Below are 16,452 nucleotides of genomic sequence, written 5' to 3'. Positions count from 1 at the left end.
TGTGTGAACGGGCCCAGCGGTGTGTGAGGTCGTCAGGCGAGGGGGAGGCTGATCTCCACCCGGCACCCGGCCCCCGCGTTGCGCAGCGTCACCGTGCCGCCCTGGGCCTCGGTGAGCGCCCGGGCGATGGCCAGGCCCAACCCGGCCCCGGCCCGCGCTCCCGGGGTGCGGGCGCGCTCGCCGCGGTAGCCCGGCACGAAGACCAGCTCCAGCTCCGCCTCGGGGATGCCCCCGCACCCGTCCTGCACGGCGAGGACGGCCAGCCCGCCGGCCACCCTGGCCGACAGCGTGACCGTCGCCCCGCGCGTCGAGTACGTGACGGCGTTGACCAGCACGTTCCGCAGCACTCTCGTCAACTCGGCGTCGCTGGCGAGCACCGTCGGCCACGACTGCGGCGACTCCGCCGCGATCGTGACGCCGGCCTGCTCGGCCACCGGTGCCACGGCCGCGACGGCGTCGGAGGCCACCTCCCCCAGCGCCAGCCGGTCGACCCGCAGCTGCAGCCCGGGCGCGGTGGCGCGGGAGAGCTGGAACAGCTCGTCCACCATGTCGCCCAGCCGCACGGTCTCGGCGTTGATCCGCAGCAGGTAGTCCTTGACCTCCTGCGGGTCGTGGACGACGCCGTCGGTGATCGCGTCGCTCATCGCCCGCACCGCTGACAGCGGCGAGCGCAGGTCGTGGCTCAACCCGGCGACGAGCTCGCGGCGCGCGGTCTCCGCCTCCCGCTGCCACAGCATCTCCCGCGCGATCCGTCGGCCCAGCAGCAGTCCGGCCGGCACCGACACGACGGCGACGGCGGCCACCACGACCAGCGTCGCGCCGAGCTGCGGGGTGAACATGAACCCGCTCGCCCCGACCACGCCCACCAGCGCGGCGACCAGCGGCACGAGCACCAGCGCCGCCGTCACGGTCGTGATCGACGCCGACCGCGCCCGGTACACCACCAGCGCGCCGACCAGCGCCGCCGGCAGCGCGAACAGCAGCGCCAGCGGTGCGCCCATCAGCACGTCGCCCACGGTCACGCCCCGACGGGGTCGTAGCGGTACCCGGTGCCCCAGATCGTGGCCACCCGGCGTGGCTGAGTCGGATCCGTCTCGATCTTCTCCCGCAGCCGCCGGACGTGCACGGTGACCGTCGACTGGTCGCCGAAGTCCCAGCCCCACACCAGTTTCAGCAGCTCGCCGCGGGTGAAGGCGTGGCCGGGATGCCGCATCAGGTACACGAGCAGGTCGAACTCACGTGTCGTCAACGCGAGCGGGACGCCGTCGAGCGTGGCCGACCGGGCCGCGGGATCCACGCGCAACCCGCCGTCGACAAGGAGGCCCGCGTCGGGTGCCGGTTGGGTGCGCCGCAGCACCAGCCCGACGCGCAGGACGAGCTCCCGCGGGCTGAACGGCTTGGTCACGTAGTCGTCGGCGCCCAGCTCCAACCCGAGCACCCGGTCGGACTCCTCCCCGAGCGCCGACAGGATGACGATCGGCACGTCGTCGCCGGAAGCGCGCAGCTCGCGGCACACGTCGAGGCCGCCGGTGCCGGGCAGCATCAGGTCGAGCACCAGCGCGTCCGGACGGCGCTCACGCACCGCGCGCATCCCGGACGGCCCGTCGGCGGCCAGGTCGACGGTGTGGCCGGCGTCGACGAGGTACCGCCCGACGACGTCGCGGACGGTCGCGTCGTCGTCGACGACCAGGACGCGGGCCATGCACCGAGCCTAGTGAGCCGCGGAGCGGCGAGGTCTTACGAAGTCCTCACCGAAGTGGCGGCGGGGCACACTGCACGACGTGATGCGCGTCGAGCCGGTCGGGCTGCGGATGGGGCTCGGGGCCTCCGCGGTGCTCGTCGGGGTGGTGACGGCCTTCGTCGATCCCGGCCGGCCAGCCGAGCTGGCCTGGCTCGCGGTGGCGGTCGCCGCGGCCGTCGCGGGCATGTGGACGCCCTGGTTGCCCAGCCCGGTGCTCGCCGTCGCCGTCGCCGCACCCGCGGTGCTCGCCGCCGGCGCGGGACAGCTCGAGCAGGTGCTGTTCCTGTGCGCGCTGACCGGGCTGGTCGCGGCGTGGTTCGAGACCTCGCAGGTCCGGGTCGTGCTCACCGGAGCGGTGTGCGCGATCGCGCCCGCCGTCGCGTTCGTGCTGCTGCCGCCCCGGGAGTCCTTCGGCGTGTTCAGCTGGGTGCTCGGCATCGGGTTCGCGCTGGTCACCGGCCGGCTGGTGCACCGCCAGGCCGAGCTCACCGAGCGCCTGCAGGCCGCCCAGCGCGAGCTCGCCGCCGTCGCCGTCGCCGAGGAGCGGCGACGCATCGCGCGCGACGTCCACGACCTCGTCGGGCACGGGCTCGCCGCCGTGCTGCTGCACCTCACCGGCGCCCGCCACGTGCTGCGCCGCGATCCGGACGCCGCCGACGAGGCCCTCGCCGAGGCCGAGAGCGCGGGCCGGCGCAGCATGGCCGAGCTGCGCTCGGTGATGGCCCTCCTGCGCGCGGCCGACGACTCCGGCACCGACGCGCCGGTGCCCGGTCTCGCCGACGTCGTCCGCCTCGCCGCCGACGCCGGCGTGGGCATCGCCGTCGACGGCGACCTGGACACGCCCGAACCCGCCGTCGGGTTGGCCGCCTACCGGATCGTGGCCGAGGCGCTCGCCAACGCACGCCGACACGCTCCCCAGGCCGCCACCCACGTGCACCTCGCCGTCACCGCCGACACCCTCGTCGTCGACGTGACCAGCACCGGTGCCGTCGAGCCCGCCCGCGACGAGCGCCCCCGCTACGGTCTCCTCGGGATGCGGGAGCGGGCGGAGAACGTCGGGGGCACCGTCTCCGCCGGGCCGGTGTCCGGCGGCTGGCGGGTGCTGGCCGAGCTGCCGTGCGGGGGTGCTCGGTGATCCGGGTCGTGCTCGTCGACGACCAGCGGCTCGTCCGCACCGGCATCGCGCGGATCCTCGGACCGGCCGACGGGTTCGAGGTCGTGGCCGAGTTCGGCGACGGCGCCGAGGTCGTGGCTGCCGCGTTCGACGCCGACGTCGTGCTCATGGACGTGCGGATGCCGCAGGTCAACGGCATCGACGCCACCCGCGCGCTGCAGGCGCGGCCGGCCCCTCCGCCCGTGCTCGTCCTCACCACGTTCGACGAGGACGACGTGCTGTGGGCGGCGCTCGACGCCGGCGTCGCCGGCTTCGTCCTCAAGGACGCCAGCGCGACCGACCTCATCGCCGCCACGCGGGCCGTCGCAGCCGGCGGGGCCTGGTTCGACCCGGCCGTCGCGCCGCGGGTGCTGGCCGCCTACCGGCGCCGGGCCCCGGCGCAGCAGGCGGCCGGCCGGATCGCCGAGCTGTCCGAACGGGAGCGCGACGTGCTCGTCCGCATGGCCCGCGGCGCCACGAACAGCGAGATCGCCGCGGCGCTCGTGCTCTCCGAGGCGACCGTGAAGTCGCACGTCCGCAGCATCTTCACCAAGCTCGACGCCCGCGACCGCGCCGCCGCCATCGTGATGGCGTACGACCACGGCCTCGTCTGAGCCCCTCCCGTGGGCTGAACGCCGGCTCCGCCCGTAGGGCGATGTGCGCGCGTTCCGCGGCATCGACCATTCGGGCATGCTCACCGCCGCCCCCGTCGCCACCGTCCGCACCTGGCACGCCCGCCCGGTCCTGCTGGTCGCCGCGGCCACGGTGCTGCTGCACCTCGTCGCCGCCGCCGGGTACGGGTGGCACCGCGACGAGATGTACTTCTTCGTCGAGTCGTGGCGCCTCGACTGGGGCTTCGTCAGCGAACCCCCGCTGACGCCGGCGCTGGCCTGGCTGTCGCAGCAGCTGTTCGGCGCGTCCCTCGTGGGTCTGCGGCTGTGGCCGGCGTTGGCCGGGGCGGCCGTCGCGGTGCTCGCGTCGCTGGTCGCGCGCGAACTGGGCGGACGCCGGACCGCGCAGCTCGTCGCCGCGATCACGACCTCCACCACGACGATCGCGCTGTCGCTCTTCCACCTGTTCGGGCCGTCCGCGTTCGACCAGGTCGCGTGGGCCGGTTGCCTGCTCGTGCTCGTCAAGCTGCTGGGCGGGGCCGACCGGCGGTGGTGGCTGGCGTTCGGCGCGATCGCCGGCGTCGGGCTGCTCGCCAAGAACACGCTCGTGCTGCTCGCGATCGCCCTCGTCGTCGCGGTGCTGGTGACGCCGCGGCTGCGGCCGTGGCTGCGCTCACCGCTGCCGTGGGTGGCCGGCGTGCTCGCCGTCGCCGTCGCGAGCCCGTACCTCGGCTGGCAGACGGTGCACGGCTGGCCGATGCTCGACATCGCCGCCTCCGTCAGCGACGAGACGGGCGGCCTCGCGGCAGCGCCGATGTTCCTGCCCATGCAGGTGCTGACCATGAACCCGCTGCTGGCACCCCTCTGGATCGCGGGACTGTGGTGGCTGTGGCGCTCCCGCACCTACCGGCCGCTGGCCGTGATCTGGCTCGTCCTGCTGGTGGTGCTCGCACTGACCGGCGGCCGCTCCTACTACCTGCTGCCTGCCTACCTGCCGCTGTTCGCCGCCGGTGGGATCGTGGTCGAGCGCCGGCACGACCGCCCGGTCGCGGCCGTCGCAGCCCTCGCGGCCGCGGCCGCCGTCGTCGTGCCCAGCGCGCTGCCCGTCCTTCCCCTCGACGTCCAGCGACACCTGCCCTTCGTCGAGATCAACCCGATCCTGTCCGACCCGCCCGGCTGGCCGTCCTACGTCGCGCAGATCGCGGCCGCCCGCCCCGGCGCGCCCGTCCTCACGGCCAACTACGGGGAGGCGGCGGCCATGGAACTCGCCGGCGTCCGCGCCTACAGCGGCCACAACGCGTACGGCACGTGGGGGCCGCCGCCCGCCGACACCACCGAGATCGTCACCGTCGGGCTGCCGGAACCGGTGCTCGCCAGGACCTTCGCGCAGTGCACGCCGGTCGCCGTCCTCAGCAACCCGTACGGCATCGCGGACGAGGAGGCCGGCAACACCGTCCAGGTGTGCAGCGGCCCGCGCGCCTCCTGGACGGCCCTCTGGCCCACCCTGGTCCACGCCACCAACTGACCGCGAGTCGTGGTTCTGGCGTCGGCGAGTCGTGGTTCTCGTGACGCCGAGATGCGGTTCTCGTGACGGCGCGGGGGTACCAAGATCCGCAACTCGGCGGCCTCGTTCCCGCGACTCGCGGGCACCGAAACCGCGACTCGCGGACACCGAAACCGCGACTCGCGGACACCGAAACCACGACTCGCGGAGGGCTCGGTGTCAGCTCGGGAGGGCGGCGCGGAGGGACTGCGCCGCGGCCTTCGGGTCCTCGGCCTCCGTGATCGCGCGGACGACGACGATCCGGTCGGCGCCGGCGGCCAGCACCTCGGGCAGCCGCTGCTCGTCGATGCCGCCGATGGCGAACCAGGGGCGGGCGGGGGCGCGTCCGGCCACGGTGCGCACCAGGTCGAGCCCGGGCGCGGGGCGGCCAGGCTTGGTCGGAGTCGGCCAGCACGGGCCGACGCAGAAGTAGTCCACCCCCACCTCGACGGCGGCAGCGGCCGTCTCGTCCGCGGAGTGCGCCGAGCGCCCGACGACGACGTCGTCACCGACGATCCGCCGAGCTGTCCCGACGGGGAGGTCGTCCTGCCCGAGGTGCAGCACGTCGGCGCGGGCGGCGAGCGCCACGTCGGCCCGGTCGTTGACGGCGAGCAGCGCGCCGTGCCGGGCGCACGCCTCGGCGAGCACCTCCAGCGCGGCCAGCTCGTGGCGCGCCTCCAGCGGGCCGTCGGCGCCCTTGTCGCGCAGCTGCACGATGTCGACGCCGCCGGCGAGGGCGGCGTCGGCGAACTCGGCGAGATCGCCGCGGTCGCGGCGGGCGTCGGTGCAGAGGTAGAGGCGGGCGGCGGCGAGGCGCTCGCGGCGGGCAGCGGCGTCGAATCCGGGCACGACGGGGGAGCGTACGCTCGACGGCAGGTGACGCACGGGAGCCCGCCGCGTGGGCTGAGAGGGGACTCGATCGGTCCCGACCGTCGAACCTGATCCGGGTCATGCCGGCGCAGGGAGCGGATGGGGATGAGCATCGAGTTGATCGTCGTCGGGGCCGGCGTGATCGGCCTGACGTGCGCGTGGCGCGCCGCGAGCGCCGGGCACGACGTCGTCGTGCTGGATCCGGCGCCCGGTTCAGGTGCGTCGTGGGTGGCCGGCGGCATGCTCGCCCCGGTCACGGAGGCGTGGCCCGGCGAGGAGACGCTGCTGGAACTGGGTCTGGCCGCCGTCGCGGCCTGGCCGGCCTTCGCGGAAGAGCTCGGCGCGGCGGCGGGCCGTCCGGCGGGGTTGCGCACCGAGGGCACGGTGGTCGTCGCGACGGGTTCGGGGGACCGCGCCGAGCTGGACGGCCTGGCCGATCACCTCGCCCGCCTGGGGCGGGCCGTCGATCGGCTCTCGGGCCGCGAGCTGCGCCGCCTCGAACCCGGCCTCGGGCCGGACGTCCGCGGTGGTCTCTCGGTGCCGGGCGATCTCGCCGTCGACAACCGGCAGCTGCTGGACGCACTCCAGCACGCGGCCGCCCGGGCGGGCGCGCGGTTCGTCGGCGCCACCGTCCGGGCGGTGCTGGACGACGGCTCGCAGGTCACGGGTCTGCGGACCGACGAAGGCGAGCTGGGTGCCGAACGGGTGCTGGTCTGCGCCGGCGCGCACTCGGCCGGGCTGCACCCGGCGCTCGCCGGGCTCGTCCGCCCCGTGAAGGGCGAGGTCCTGCGGCTCGGCCACCGCGCCGGCGCGCTACCGCCGCCGACGCGCACGGTGCGCGCCCTGGTCGACGGCCGTCCGGTCTACGCGGTGCCCCGCGACGGCGGACTGGTGCTCGGCGCCACCCAGTACGAGACGGGCTTCGACACCGAGGTGACCGTCGGCGGGGTGCGTGACCTGCTCCGCGACGCCGAACGGGTGCTGCCGGGCGTCGCCGAGTACGCGCTGCTGGAGACGGCCGCCGGGCTGCGGCCGGGCAGTCCCGACAACCTGCCGCTCATCGGGCCCGTCGGTCCCGACGGCCTGCTGGTGGCCACGGGCCATCACCGCAACGGCATGCTGCTCGCCCCCGTGACCGCGGACGCGGTGCTCGACCTGCTGGCCGGCGGCTCCGCCCCGGCCCCCACCGATCCCCGCAGATTGAGGAGGTCCGAATGCACGTGACGATCAACGGCGAGCGCCGCGAGCTGGCGCCCGGCGCGACCGTCGACGACGCCGTGACGGCGATCGGCGCGCCCCGCTCCGGCGTGGCCGTCGCGGTCGACGGGGAGGTGGTGCCGCGGGCGGACTGGGTGCTGATGAAGCTCAGCGAGGACGCTGCGGTCGAGGTGCTCACGGCGGTGCAAGGTGGATGACCTGGTCATCGGGGACCACAAGATCGGTTCCCGGCTGGTGATGGGCACCGGCGGGGCGGCGAACCTGGAGATCCTGGAACGGGCCCTGGTGGCGTCCGGCACCACGCTCACGACGGTGGCGATGCGCCGCATCGACGCCGCCACCGGCACGGGGGTCCTGGATCTGCTGCGCAAGCTGGGGATCGCGGTGCTGCCCAACACGGCAGGTTGCCGCACCGCGGCCGAGGCCGTGCTGACCGCCCGGCTGGCCCGCGAAGCGCTCGGCACCGAACTGGTGAAGCTCGAGGTGGTGGCCGACGAGCGCACCCTCCTGCCCGACCCCATCGAGCTGCTCGACGCCGCCGAGCAGCTCGTCGACGACGGCTTCACGGTGCTGCCCTACACGAACGACGACCCCGTGCTGGCCCGCAAGCTGGAGCACGCCGGCTGCGCCGCGGTGATGCCGCTCGGCGCACCCATCGGCACCGGCCTCGGCATCCGCAACCCGCACAACATCGAGATGATCGTCGAGGCCGCCGGCGTGCCGGTCGTCCTGGACGCCGGCATCGGCACGGCGTCGGAAGCGGCGCAGGCCATGGAGCTGGGCTGCTCGGCCGTGCTGCTGGCCACCGCCGTCACCCGCGCCGCCGACCCGGAGCGGATGGCGCACGCGATGCGCCTCGCCGTGGAGGCGGGGTACGCGGCGCGGCACGCCGGACGCATCCCGAAGCGGTACTGGGCGCAGGCCTCGTCCCCGGAGCGGGAGGAGTAACGTCCTCACGCCCTCCCGTACGTCAGGTGGTTCACCATCGGAGTGCACCTGGCCGAGATCAGCCGCAGCGGCGTGTGGCCCAGGCCGGCGAACAGCCGCTCGCCCCGCCCGACGATGACGGGCGCGACGTGCAGGCGCAGCTCGTCGATCGCCCCCGCAGCCAGGTACTGGTTCACGGTGGCCGCGCCGCCGGCGATCGCCACGTTCTTCTCCCCGGCCGCCGCGCGGGCTCGTGCCAGAGCGGCCTCCGGGCCGTCGGTGACGAAGTGGAACGTCGTGCCGCCCTCCATCTCGACGGGTGCCCGCTCGTGGTGGGTGAGCACGAACACCGGCGCGTGGTAGGGCGGGTTGGGGCCCCACCAGCCGGTCCAGTCGAGGTCCCAGGCGCCGCGCCCGGGGCTGAACATGTTGCGGCCCATGATGAACGCGCCGGCCTCCGTGATGGCGCCCAGCTCGGCGGCGTGCTCCTCGGGCGTGTCGAACATCCAGCGGTGCAGGTCGTGGCCGTCGTCGCCGACGCCGTCGCCGAACGGGGCGTCGAGGCGCTGGTCCGTGCCGGCGGCGAAGCCGTCGAGCGAGATGGAGAGGTCGCAGGTCACGAGGCTCATCGGGGGCTCCTTCGGTGGGTGGTTCTGCCCTCCGGTCGGAGCGGTGCCGCGGTTCTCAACACGGCTACCCCGCGGGTTCGACGCCGTTCCGGTGCCGGCGCGCCAGCTCCTGGTAGAGCGCCGGGTTGGTGTCCACCCACAGCTGCGCGGTCGGCGTGAGCGGCCCCTTCTCGCGCCCGACGCCGCCGAGCACGAGCTGCCCGTCCGGCACGACGGTGTTCGGCGGGACCGTCGCGCCGGCGCCGACCAGGCAGCGGGCGCCGATCTGCGCCCCGTCCTGCACGGTGACGCCGTTGCCGATCACGGCCTCCGCCCCGATCACGCAGCCGTGGATGACACACAGGTGCCCGATGGTGGCGCCCGGCCCGATCTCGGTGATCGGATCCTCGCCGCCGTGCAGCACGCAGCCGTCCTGCACGTTCGCGCCGGCCCGCACGATGATCGGACCGAAGTCGGCGCGGAGCACGGCGTTGTACCAGACCGAGGCGTCCGCCTCGATCCGCACGTCACCGACGAGCGTGGCGGTCGGGGCGATGAACGCCGTGGGATGCACGTCCGGTGCGCGACCCTCGAACGAGTAGAGCGGCATGCCGGCCAACCTGCCATCCCGTGTCGATCACTCGCCGGACGCCCCGTGGGTTAGGCTCCCCCACCGGACAGGGCGAGGGTGGGGGCTAGCCGTGAGCACGGCGTTGTGGGTCGTGTTCTGGGTTCTGGCCGTGTTCGTCGGTTCACTCGTCTTCAGCCTGCTGATCGCCGCGTTCATCCGCGCCGGGGGCAGCGGCCACAGCCCGGACGGCTTCGGCAACGGCGGGCCTGCGGGCCGCCGCGAGCCGCCACAGCGCCGCGACCCGCCGGCCGGGGTCGAGGTCGAGGATGAGGGACCGGACGCCGGGTAGCGCCGGGTTGCGGCCGAGCTATCCGCGCGGCCGGCGTAGCCCGAGCCGGGCGAGCTCCAGCGCGGCGAGGCCGCGGATGGCCTCGGCGTCGCTCGCGCGCCAGGCCGCCGCGGGGTCCGGCGAGACGCGCAGCAGCTTCCGCACGGGGAGCTGGGTCATGGCCCGCAGTGCCAGCAGGTCGTCGTCGAGATCGCGGACGGCGACGGCGGCGCTCGCGGCCCGCGCGTAGCGGATCCGCAGCGGCAGCCAGATCAGCAGCACCGGCAGCACGCCGACGAGGATCAGGACGGCCGCCGTGCCCGTCGCGACGCTGGCGATCGTCTCCACCTGCTCGCGTCCGGCCGCCGCGATGCGCTCGCCGGCACCCGTGCCCTGGCCCAGCGCCGACGCCAGGTCACCGCCCACGAACGGCACCTTGCCGGCCTGCTGCGCGGCGCCGCTGAACACTCCGGCGATCGACGTGCCGGCATCGGCGAGCGCGGCGGCCGGGCGCTGCAGCCGCAGGATCACCTCGCGCACGGCCAGCGCGGCGAGCACGACCACCACGACCCAGCCGATCGCCAGCACATCGGCGACGAGCTGGCGGAGGATGCGGAACGGTCGCTCGGCGTAGATGCGCATGGGGCGGTATGTACCGGACAGGCGCACCGCGGGCCCAGAGCTGCACCGGCATGTTGCGCTGATCATGGGCAAACCGTTGCCCGGGTGCGCCAGCCGAGGTGCGTCGATCAAGGGCAGAAGGTCGTTCCCGAAGATCGAACTACGACATTTTGCCCTTGATCACCGGAACACCTCGGCCGGGCGCCCCCGCCGCGACCTACCCCGCGTGGATCGGGCCTTCCCGTTCCGACAACCGGACGCCCGCCCCGCCCCAGTGCTTGGCGATCATCTCCGCCGCGATCGAGACCGCCGTCTCCTCCGGCGTGCGGGCGCCGAGGTCGAGGCCGATCGGGCTGGACATGCGGGCGATCTCGGCGTCGGTGATGCCGCGCTCGCGCAGGCGCGCGATGCGGTCGTCGTGCGTGCGGCGGGAGCCCATGGCCCCGATGTAGCCGACCTCGGGCAGCCGCAGCGCCACCTCCAGCAGCGGCACGTCGAACTTCGGGTCGTGGGTGAGCACGCACAGGGCCGTCCGCCCGTCGATGCGCCCGGCCTCGGCCTCCGCGGCGAGGTAGCGGTGCGGCCACTCGACGACGACCTCGTTGGCCCCCGGGAACCGCGACGACGTGGCGAAGACGGGGCGCGCGTCGCAGACGGTGACGCGGAACCCGAGGAAGTTGCCGATCTTCGCGACGGCCGCGGCGAAGTCGATGGCGCCGAACACGATCATGCGCGGCGGCGGCGCGAACGCCTCGACGAACACCGACAGCCCCTCGCCGCGCCGCTGCCCGTCGACGCCGTAGGTGAGGGTGGCGTTGCGGCCGACGTCGAGCAGCCCGCGCACGTCGTCGCGGAGGGCGTCGTCGAGGCGGGCGGAGCCGGTGGTGCCCGAGAGGGAGTCAGCCTGGACGATCAACCGCCGGCCCAGCCGCTCGGCCGGACCCGATGTCACGGTGGCGACGGCGATCGGCACCTCGTCGCGGACGGCGTCGGCGACGGCGCCGAGCTCGGGGAACGTCTCCGGCGTGACCTTCTCGACGAAGATGTCGATGATGCCGCCGCAGGTCAGCCCGACGGCGAACGCGTCGTCGTCGGAGACGCCGTAGCGCTGCCAGACCGGTCGACCGTCGGCGAGGACCTGCTGGCCGAGCTCGTAGACCGCGCCTTCGACGCAGCCGCCCGACACCGACCCGACGGCCTCGCCGTGTGCCCCGACCAGCATCGACGCGCCGGTCTGCCGCGGGGCCGACGAGAACGTGCCGACGACGGTCGCGAGCGCGACCGGCTCGCCCTTCCCCCACCACTCCGAGAGCTTGGGCAGCACGTCACGCATGCCGCATCACCTCCAGCAACCGCTCCAGGGTGGCCAGGCTGTGGCCGGCCAGCAGTTCGTTCAAGTGTGGCAGCGCAGCGACGATTCCCCCTTGCACCGGCGCGTACCCGTCCTTGCCGGCGTGCGGGTTGACCCACACGACCTGGTGCGCGAGCCGCGCCAGCCGAGCGCACTGCGCGCCGAGCAGCTCGGTGTCGCCGCGTTCCCAGCCGTCGGAGAACATGACGACGACGGCGCGCCGGGCCGCGCCGCGCTGTCCCCACCGGTCGACGAAGGCGCGCAGCACCTCCCCCAGCCGGGTGCCGCCGGACCAGTCCGGGATGGCCCGCCCGGTGGCGGCCAGCGCCCGCTCGGGATCGCGCATCCGCAGCTCGCGGGTCACCCGGGTGAGCCGGGTTCCGATCGTGAAGACCTCGGTGGACGCGGGTGCGCGCCGCACCACGACGTGCGCGAACCGCAGCAGGGCGTCGGCGTAGGGCTCCATCGAGCCCGACACGTCGACGAGCAGGACGACCTTCCGCGGACGGGTGGAGCTCGCGCGCCGGCGCAGCTCGCGGATCTCGCCGCCGTCGCGCAGCGCGGCGCGCAGGGTGCGGTGCGGATCCGGGGCACCGCGCCGGGCCGGGCGCAGCCGGCGCGACGGGCGCTGCGGCGGTTCGGGCTTCAGCAGGGCGACCAGCCGACGCAGGTGCTCGCGCTCGGCGGCGGAGAGCTCGGCGAGGTCGCGGTGGCGCAGCAGTTCGCTGCCGGACGCGCGGGCCAGCAGCGGGGGCTCTTCAGCGGACGAGTCCACATCGCCCTGGCCGTTCGGCGAGGTCAGAGCGGCCAGGCGGGCCGGAGGCGGCGGCCGCCGATCGACGATCTCGGTCCGGCTGCCGGCGCGCGGCGGCGTGAACCAGTCGGCGAACGCCCGCTCGTAGCGCGGCACGTCGTCGGGATCGGAGCAGAGCGTGAGCCGACCTGCCCAGTAGGTCTGGGTGCGGCTGGTGACGTCGAGCTGGTCGACGGCCTCGAGGAACGCGCTGACCCGGTCGGTCGTGACGGCCACCCCGGCGTGCCGGAGCACGACGGTGAACCCGACCAGCGCACGGATCGGGTCCTCCTCTGCGACCGGGGCCGACACCGGTCAGGACGCCATCAGCGTGTCGAGCTGGGCGCGGATCCGGTCGGCGTCCTCGCGGTACTTGAGGACGGCGCCGAGCGTGGCCGCGGCGCTCTCGACGTCGAGGTGCCGCGCGCCGACCAGCTGCAGCGCACGCGCCCAGTCCAGCGACTCCGCGACGCCGGGCGGTTTGAGCAGCTCGGTCTGGCGCATCTTCCGTACGGCGTTGGCCACGTCGCTGGCCAGGCGCTCGGGGATGCCGGGGATGCGCGAGTGCAGGATCTCGATCTCGCGGGCCAGGTCGGGGTGGTCGAGCCACAGGTAGAGGCAGCGCCGCTTCAGCGCGTCGTGCACCTCGCGCGTGCGGTTGGAGGTGAGGACGACGACGGGCGGCGCCTCCGCCTTGACCTCGCCGATCTCCGGGATCGTGACGGCGTGCTCGGTGAGCACCTCGAGCAGGAAGGCCTCGAACTCGTCGTCGGCGCGGTCGATCTCGTCCACGAGCAGCACGCTCGGTGCGGTGCGCAGCGCCCGCAGGATCGGCCGGGCGAGCAGGAACCGCTGGTCGTAGAGCGAGTGCTCGACGGCGTCGGCGTCCAGCTTCTCCCCGGATGCGGCGGCGGACGCCTCCAGCGACCGCAGGTGCAGCAGCTGCCGCGGGAAGTCCCAGTCGTAGAGGGCCTGCGACGCGTCGATGCCGTCGTGGCACTGCAGCCGGATCAGCTCGGCCCCCAGCACCTGGGCCAGCGCCTGCGCCAGCGCGGTCTTGCCGGTGCCCGGCTCGCCCTCGCAGAAGAGCGGACGGTGCATCCGCATGGCGAGGAACGCAGCGGTTGCGAGACCGTCGTCGGCGAGGTAACCGGTGTCACGCAGCGCAGTCGCCAGCGCGGCGGGGGACGAGGTCGGATCGGGCACCTGACCAGCATGACGGACGGGTGGGGCAGCGGCTACCCGGGCACGTGGGCCCCGTCACGATCCACGGTCGGTGACAAGCATCCAACCAGCAATACTTCCGGTTTGGTTGTAGTTATCAAAACGTTATCTTCTCGTGATCACCTGTCTATGACCTGGGGAAAATCGAACAACATGCGTGTGAGTTCATCCGAATAGTGACTGCGCTCACCGGAGCCATGTTTGACGAAATGCGGGTATCGGCTCGTAGCGTTCTCGTCCGGCCGTTCCCCCGAGCGGTCGGAAATGCATCCGGAGCCGTCGCGCCGTGGTCCTGTCCCGCGGCTCCGGTCCGTCGAACCAGATGACGGGACAGGACCGAGGCGTAGACAGCCGGCGGCCGCACCACTGGCCACGACGGCGACGACCGGGACCACTCGCGGGCCACGACCCCCCGCCCGCGTGCAGCGTCCTCCTCGACAGGCGTGAGTGGAGATACACCGATGACGCGTCGACCTGGGTACAACGCCGGCCGCAAGCTCCTGCAGATCGCTGTCGCGGGTGCCGTGGTGGTCGGAACTCCGGTTGCTCTCGCAGGTACCGCCAACGCCGCCGACGACAGCACGTGGGACCGCCTGGCCCAGTGCGAGAGCGGTGGTAAGTGGAACATCAACACCGGCAACGGTTTCTCGGGTGGCCTGCAGTTCACCCCGAGCACGTGGCGGGCCTACGGCGGCTCCGGTTCCGCACACACCGCGAGCCGTGAGGAGCAGATCGCCGTCGCCGAGCGCGTGCTGGCCGGACAGGGCTGGGGCGCGTGGCCGTCCTGCTCGAAGAAGATCGGCGCCAGCGGCAAGGCGGAGCCGAACAAGCGCGTGCTGGCCAAGGCCGCCCCGAAGCCGGCTGCCCCGAAGCCGGCCGCGCCGGCCGCCGCGGCTCCCGCTGCCCCCGCCGTGCCGGTCGCGAAGAACGGCGCCGACTACACGGTGGCCGCGGGCGACACCCTCAGCAAGATCGCGACCGCGCAGAACGTCCCCGGCGGCTGGAAGGCCATCTTCGACCGCAACGCCGACGTGATCAGCAACCCGAACCTGCTCAAGGTCGGGCAGCAGCTCGACCTGCGCTGACCACCTGGCCCCGACGGCCGCTCGCGCTTTCGTGCGGGCGGCCGTCGCGCGCCGTCAGGCCGAGTTGACCCACTCGTCGGAGCCGTCGGCGAACGCCTGGTGCTTCCACACCGGCAGCCGCTTCTTGACCTCCTCGACGAGGTGCGCGCACGTGCCGAACGCCTCGGCGCGGTGGTCGGCGGCGACGGCGCAGGCGAGCGCGACGTCGCCGATCTTCAGTTCGCCCACCCGGTGGCTGACGGCGATCGCCCGCACGCCCGTCGCTGCCGCGGCCACCTCGGCGGCGATCTCGGCGACGACGGCGGCCGCGCTCGGGTGCGCGCTGTAGTTCAGCCCGGCGACCGACTTGCCGCCGTCGTGGTCGCGCACCACGCCGGCGAACGTCACCACGGCGCCGGCAGCTGCGCGTTCCACCAGCCGGGCGTGCTCCTCGACGTCGAGCGGGTCCTCCCCGATGGCGGCCCGCAGTACCTCGGCTGTCATGCGTGATCTCCTCCGCGGAGCTGGTCAACGGCGTGGTCGAGCACCCCGTCCAGCACGGTCAGCCCGTCCCGCACGCCGCCGGTGGAGCCGGGCAGGTTCACCACCAGCGTCCGCCCCGCCACCCCCGTGACGCCGCGCGACAGCACCGCCGTCGGCACCATCGGCGCGCCGGCTGCGCGGATCGCGTCGGCCAGCCCCGGCACCTCGTAGTCCAGCAGCGCCCGGGTCACCTCCGGCGTCGCGTCGGTGGGGGAGATGCCGGTGCCGCCCGTCGTGATGACGACGTCGACGGCGTCGGCCACCGCGGCCCGGATCGCGCTCCCGACCGGTTCGCCGTCCGGCACGACGGCCGGGTCCGGGCACTCGAAGCCGCGCTCGCGCAGCCACGCGACGATGACCGGGCCGCTGCGGTCGGCGTAGACGCCGACCGCAGCCCGGTTCGAGGCGGTGACGACGCGGGCGGACCTCACGACCGATCCTCCGGCCGCGTCCACACCCCGGTCTTGCCGCCCTCCTTGCGCTCCACGCGCAAGCCGTCGAGGACAGCGGCCGGGTCGACGGCCTTCACCATGTCGTGCAGCGTCAGGCCGGCGACCGCCACCGCGGTGAGCGCCTCCATCTCCACCCCGGTGGGCCCGGTCGTGCGGACGGTGGCGCTGATCCGCACCTCCGCCGCACCCGGCTCCAGGTCGACCGTCACGCCGTTGATCGCGATCGGGTGGCAGAGCGGCACGAGATCGGGGGTGCGCTTGGCCCCCATGATCCCGGCGATGCGGGCGGTGGCCAGCGCGTCTCCCTTCGGCAGTCCGTCGCGGCGCAGCAGCCCGATCACCTCGGCCGTCGTGCGCAGCGTGGCGGTCGCCGTCGCCGTGCGGACGGTCGCGTCCTTGCCGGACACGTCGACCATCCGCGCGGCGCCGGCGGCGTCGACGTGGGTCAGTTCCACGGCGCCGAGACTAGTCGCCGGCTCATGACGCGCATCCCGGGCGCAGGTGGCGTGACAGGTGGCGCCCGTCATGTTCTTGCTGTGATATGAGGCACAATCCGGCAACCGATCATGATCGTGGCCGTCTCTGCGTTCATCGCCACGGCCAGGGGGAAACCGGCATCGTTGATCCGTTCGGACCAGCTCGTGACGTTCCCGTTATGGAATTCGGGCTAGTGCCCTCCTGGCCGTCGTCGACGTAGCGTGCTCGGCGGCCCATCCGGTACCTCCCCGAACCGGTGACGGCCCCGGCGATCGCAGCGCTCCCCTGTCCGGCGATCGGCGGACCCCGTTGCCTCACGAACCCCGCGTGGGACAGGAACGACCGAGGCGGCCATCC

The 16,452-nt window shown here is 74.1% G+C and carries 20 protein-coding genes and 1 riboswitch; of the genes, 8 read left to right on the top strand and 12 right to left on the bottom strand.

Features of this window, described 5'->3' with window-relative positions; all coding sequences use genetic code 11:
* Positions 1-32 precede the first annotated feature (32 nt).
* Together ACQEVB_RS05255 and ACQEVB_RS05250 are read right to left on the bottom strand one after the other, a co-directional pair.
* Positions 33-1,001, bottom strand: coding sequence for a sensor histidine kinase (locus ACQEVB_RS05255; protein ID WP_432980158.1), 969 nt, complete (start codon positions 999-1,001; stop codon positions 33-35).
* A 17-nt stretch (positions 1,002-1,018) separates the two neighbouring features.
* Positions 1,019-1,702, bottom strand: coding sequence for a response regulator transcription factor (locus ACQEVB_RS05250; protein ID WP_432965804.1), 684 nt, complete (start codon positions 1,700-1,702; stop codon positions 1,019-1,021).
* 82 nt (positions 1,703-1,784) lie between these two features.
* Between ACQEVB_RS05250 and ACQEVB_RS05245 the strand changes: the two genes are divergently transcribed.
* The 3 genes from ACQEVB_RS05245 (at position 1,785) to ACQEVB_RS05235 (ending at position 5,030) form a co-directional block, all read left to right on the top strand.
* The gene (locus ACQEVB_RS05245; protein ID WP_432980155.1) at positions 1,785-2,876 is read left to right on the top strand and encodes a sensor histidine kinase; all 1,092 of its coding nucleotides are present in this window, start codon (positions 1,785-1,787) and stop codon (positions 2,874-2,876) included.
* Complete coding sequence (locus tag ACQEVB_RS05240) at positions 2,873-3,508, top strand: response regulator (RefSeq protein WP_432965801.1); 636 nt, start codon at positions 2,873-2,875, stop codon at positions 3,506-3,508. The genes ACQEVB_RS05245 and ACQEVB_RS05240 overlap by 4 nt, the downstream gene beginning before the upstream one ends.
* Positions 3,509-3,584: 76 nt before the next feature.
* The gene (locus ACQEVB_RS05235; protein ID WP_432965798.1) at positions 3,585-5,030 is read left to right on the top strand and encodes a glycosyltransferase family 39 protein; all 1,446 of its coding nucleotides are present in this window, start codon (positions 3,585-3,587) and stop codon (positions 5,028-5,030) included.
* A gap of 198 nt (positions 5,031-5,228) precedes the next feature.
* Here the strand turns inward: ACQEVB_RS05235 and thiE are convergent, their stop codons facing one another.
* Entirely contained in the window at positions 5,229-5,897 is a 669-nt protein-coding gene (gene thiE, locus ACQEVB_RS05230) for a thiamine phosphate synthase (protein ID WP_432965795.1), read from the bottom strand.
* Positions 5,898-5,921: 24 nt separating this feature from the next.
* A riboswitch (TPP riboswitch) is annotated at positions 5,922-6,030 on the top strand.
* Here thiE and thiO point away from each other — a divergent pair.
* From thiO to ACQEVB_RS05215, 3 genes are all read left to right on the top strand, one after another.
* Positions 6,024-7,142 carry a glycine oxidase ThiO gene (gene thiO, locus ACQEVB_RS05225; protein ID WP_432965792.1) on the top strand — a complete coding sequence of 373 codons (1,119 nt, stop codon included), beginning with the start codon at positions 6,024-6,026 and terminating at the stop codon, positions 7,140-7,142. It overlaps the preceding riboswitch by 7 nt.
* Entirely contained in the window at positions 7,133-7,333 is a 201-nt protein-coding gene (gene thiS / locus ACQEVB_RS05220; protein WP_432965789.1) for a sulfur carrier protein ThiS, read from the top strand. Before thiO ends, thiS begins: the two co-directional genes overlap by 10 nt.
* The gene (locus ACQEVB_RS05215) at positions 7,326-8,084 is read left to right on the top strand and encodes a thiazole synthase (protein ID WP_432965786.1); all 759 of its coding nucleotides are present in this window, start codon (positions 7,326-7,328) and stop codon (positions 8,082-8,084) included. Before thiS ends, ACQEVB_RS05215 begins: the two co-directional genes overlap by 8 nt.
* Positions 8,085-8,089: 5 nt before the next feature.
* Here ACQEVB_RS05215 and ACQEVB_RS05210 read toward each other — a convergent pair whose 3' ends face one another.
* Positions 8,090-8,692, bottom strand: a complete 603-nt coding sequence (locus ACQEVB_RS05210) for a dihydrofolate reductase family protein (protein WP_432965783.1) — start codon at positions 8,690-8,692, stop codon at positions 8,090-8,092.
* A 64-nt stretch (positions 8,693-8,756) separates the two neighbouring features.
* On the bottom strand, positions 8,757-9,281 hold the full coding sequence (locus ACQEVB_RS05205) for a gamma carbonic anhydrase family protein (RefSeq protein ID WP_432965780.1): 525 nt from the start codon (positions 9,279-9,281) through the stop codon (positions 8,757-8,759).
* Positions 9,282-9,372: 91 nt separating this feature from the next.
* Here ACQEVB_RS05205 and ACQEVB_RS05200 point away from each other — a divergent pair, with 91 nt between their 5' ends.
* On the top strand, positions 9,373-9,591 hold the full coding sequence (locus tag ACQEVB_RS05200) for a hypothetical protein (protein WP_432965777.1): 219 nt from the start codon (positions 9,373-9,375) through the stop codon (positions 9,589-9,591).
* Positions 9,592-9,609: 18 nt separating this feature from the next.
* Here ACQEVB_RS05200 and ACQEVB_RS05195 read toward each other — a convergent pair whose 3' ends face one another.
* The 4 genes from ACQEVB_RS05195 to ACQEVB_RS05180 all read right to left on the bottom strand — a co-directional run bounded on the left by ACQEVB_RS05195 (position 9,610) and on the right by ACQEVB_RS05180 (position 13,541).
* The gene (locus ACQEVB_RS05195; RefSeq protein ID WP_432965774.1) at positions 9,610-10,212 is read right to left on the bottom strand and encodes a hypothetical protein; all 603 of its coding nucleotides are present in this window, start codon (positions 10,210-10,212) and stop codon (positions 9,610-9,612) included.
* 196 nt (positions 10,213-10,408) lie between these two features.
* A complete protein-coding gene (locus ACQEVB_RS05190; protein ID WP_432965771.1) occupies positions 10,409-11,524 on the bottom strand; it encodes an XdhC family protein in 1,116 nt (371 codons plus the stop codon).
* The gene (locus ACQEVB_RS05185; RefSeq protein WP_432965768.1) at positions 11,517-12,647 is read right to left on the bottom strand and encodes a vWA domain-containing protein; all 1,131 of its coding nucleotides are present in this window, start codon (positions 12,645-12,647) and stop codon (positions 11,517-11,519) included. The genes ACQEVB_RS05190 and ACQEVB_RS05185 overlap by 8 nt, the downstream gene beginning before the upstream one ends.
* A gap of 3 nt (positions 12,648-12,650) precedes the next feature.
* Positions 12,651-13,541, bottom strand: a complete 891-nt coding sequence (locus ACQEVB_RS05180; RefSeq protein ID WP_432965765.1) for an AAA family ATPase — start codon at positions 13,539-13,541, stop codon at positions 12,651-12,653.
* Between the two features lie 479 nt (positions 13,542-14,020).
* On the opposite strand from ACQEVB_RS05180, the gene ACQEVB_RS05175 reads away from it, so the two are divergent.
* A complete protein-coding gene (locus ACQEVB_RS05175; RefSeq protein ID WP_432965762.1) occupies positions 14,021-14,644 on the top strand; it encodes a transglycosylase family protein in 624 nt (207 codons plus the stop codon).
* A gap of 54 nt (positions 14,645-14,698) precedes the next feature.
* Here the strand turns inward: ACQEVB_RS05175 and ACQEVB_RS05170 are convergent, their stop codons facing one another.
* Genes ACQEVB_RS05170 through moaC form a run of 3 tightly spaced genes read right to left on the bottom strand, consistent with a single transcriptional unit; the run spans position 14,699 to position 16,073 of the window.
* On the bottom strand, positions 14,699-15,127 hold the full coding sequence (locus tag ACQEVB_RS05170) for a molybdenum cofactor biosynthesis protein MoaE (protein ID WP_432965759.1): 429 nt from the start codon (positions 15,125-15,127) through the stop codon (positions 14,699-14,701).
* Entirely contained in the window at positions 15,124-15,597 is a 474-nt protein-coding gene (locus ACQEVB_RS05165) for a MogA/MoaB family molybdenum cofactor biosynthesis protein (protein WP_432965756.1), read from the bottom strand. The genes ACQEVB_RS05170 and ACQEVB_RS05165 overlap by 4 nt, the downstream gene beginning before the upstream one ends.
* Positions 15,594-16,073 carry a cyclic pyranopterin monophosphate synthase MoaC gene (gene moaC / locus ACQEVB_RS05160; RefSeq protein ID WP_432965753.1) on the bottom strand — a complete coding sequence of 160 codons (480 nt, stop codon included), beginning with the start codon at positions 16,071-16,073 and terminating at the stop codon, positions 15,594-15,596. Before moaC ends, ACQEVB_RS05165 begins: the two co-directional genes overlap by 4 nt.
* Positions 16,074-16,452 lie beyond the last annotated feature (379 nt).

The sequence above is a fragment of the Pseudonocardia sp. CA-107938 genome (assembly GCF_050936315.1).
GTDB lineage: Bacteria > Actinomycetota > Actinomycetes > Mycobacteriales > Pseudonocardiaceae > Pseudonocardia.
The sequence above is the reverse complement of the archived record's forward strand: the minus strand, read 5'-3'. Positions and strand labels throughout refer to the sequence as shown.